This window comes from Kitasatospora sp. NPDC001225, from assembly GCF_053597855.1.
In genome coordinates this window covers 1-1938 of sequence record NZ_JBSFJC010000400.1, presented here as the reverse complement: position 1 = coordinate 1938, position 1938 = coordinate 1, and the positions used below count along the sequence as shown (strand labels likewise).

At 75.2% G+C, this 1938-nt stretch carries 3 protein-coding genes; all 3 read left to right on the top strand.

Annotated features, from left to right (window positions below; translation table 11 throughout):
• Positions 1-152: 152 nt before the first annotated feature.
• The gene (locus ACWDCZ_RS40895) at positions 153-449 is read left to right on the top strand and encodes a hypothetical protein (RefSeq protein WP_449818661.1); all 297 of its coding nucleotides are present in this window, start codon (positions 153-155) and stop codon (positions 447-449) included.
• Entirely contained in the window at positions 446-1228 is a 783-nt protein-coding gene (locus ACWDCZ_RS40890; RefSeq protein WP_449818660.1) for a hypothetical protein, read from the top strand. Before ACWDCZ_RS40895 ends, ACWDCZ_RS40890 begins: the two co-directional genes overlap by 4 nt.
• A gap of 125 nt (positions 1229-1353) precedes the next feature.
• A partial coding sequence (locus ACWDCZ_RS40885; protein WP_449818659.1) for a 2'-5' RNA ligase family protein occupies positions 1354-1938 on the top strand: 585 nt, incomplete at its 3' end.

The following is a 1938-nucleotide window of genomic DNA, read 5'->3' as shown; positions in this document are numbered from 1 at the left end:
GATTCGCGGTTGTTGACGGTGCCGTCGCCGAAGCTGTTGCTGGTGTTGGCGAACAGCGAGCCGGTGCCGTCGGTGCCGTTGTTGAGGTCGCTGGTCCAGCTCGGCGCTCGACGGCCGACTTCCTCGCCGAGCACGCCCGCACCGACGTCCTGGTGCGCTGCGCCCGTCCGGCGGAACTGGCCCGGCTGCTGCGCGCGGCCGGGGCGGCCTCCGTCGGCGAGGAGCCCGCCGGAGCGCTGGCCGTCGTCGGCCTGGAGCCGTCCGCCATCGGCGAACTGGCCGCCGGGCACGGTATCGGTGTCCACGAACTCACCGTCCGGCAGGCCTCGTTGGAGCAGGCCTTCATGGACGCCGTCGGCGGCGCGGTCGACTACCGGGCCACCTCCACGTCTTCCGTCACGACTCCCGCCACGTCTTCCGTCACGACTCCCGGAAAGAGGACCGCATGAGCACCGCACCGACCACCCGGGGCGCCCTGGCCGGGGAGTGGGTCAAGCTGCGCAGCGTCCGCGCGACCCCGCTCGCCGCGGCCGTGGCCCTGGCCGCCGCGCTGTTCATCGGCCTGATCGACTACGCGAGCGCGGCCGACAACTGGGCCTCCTGGAGCGCCGAGCAACGCGAGCGCTTCGATCCGGTCCGCTACGGCTTCTCCGGCGGCTTCTACGTCGCCGTGCTGGCCGTCGGCACCCTGGGCACGCTGGCCGCCTCCAGCGAGTACACCACCGGCCAGATCCGCACGACCCTCGCGGCCGTGCCCCGGCGCGGCCAGGTGCTCGTCGCCAAAGCCCTGGTGGTCGGCGGGGTTTCGGCGCTGCTCGGGCAGCTGCTCGCCTTCCTGACCTTCCTGCTCGGCCGGCGCGCCCTGAGCGGCCAGCACCTCGCCGTCCCGCTCGGCGCGCCCGGCGTGGCGCGCGCCGTGATCGGCTGCGGCCTGTTCCTGTCCGCCTTCGCCCTGCTCGGCCTCGCGCTCGGCTTCGTCCTGCGCCACACGGCGGGTGCGGTCGCCGCCCTGTTCGGCCTGTTCTTCCTCTCCCCGATGCTGCTGGCACCGCTCGGCGACGGGGTGTCACGGTTCGGCCTGCAGAGCGTCTTCGAAGGCCTCGGCACCACGGTCGCGTCGGCGGGCGCCGACCGCCTCGGCCCGGTCGGCTGCTTCGCCGCCCTGGCCGGCTACCTCGCCGTCGCCTTCACCCTGGCCGCCCTCGGCCTGTCCCGCCGGGACGCCTGACGCCGGGGCCGGTACGGAGCGGGGGATCCGCCCGTACGCTGAACCCCGTCGTACGGTCGACAGCCCCACCTGGACGGGCCGCCGCCCCGCCGGGCCGCCACCGAACCGGATCAGCAGGAGGCGACGTGAAAGCGTTCCACCCGACCTTCGGACAGCGGCCCTGGCCGGACGGCCTGCGCGCCCTCCAGGTGTACGCCCTGCCCGACCTGCCGGCGGGCTCGGCCCTGCACACGCTCCTCGCCGGCCTGCGTACGGCCCTGGCCGGCTTCCCCGTCCTGCCGGTGCCGGACGAGCGGACGCACATCACCCTCGACATGCTCACCTCCGCCCCGGCGGACGCCGTCACCGACGCCGAACGCCGCGACCTCGCCGACCGGCTGCGGGCCGCGGTGGCAGGGAGCGGGCCGATCGCCCTCCAGGCCGGCTCGCCGCTCGCCCACCGCACCGGCGTCCGCCTCGACCTCCACCCCGACGGCGAACTCGCCGCCCTCCAGCACCGCGTCCGCGGCGCCGTCCACCGGGTCTTCGGCCCCGACTCCACCGCGTACCCGCTCGGCGTGCTCCACACCACCGCCGCCTACGCGGCCGCCGACACCGACAGCGACGAGCTGGCGCAGGCCATCCACCGGGTCCGGCCCGGCCACGCCCCGTTCACCGTGAACCGGATCATCGTCAACGAGGTGTTCTGGCGGCGCGTCCCGGTGCCCGGT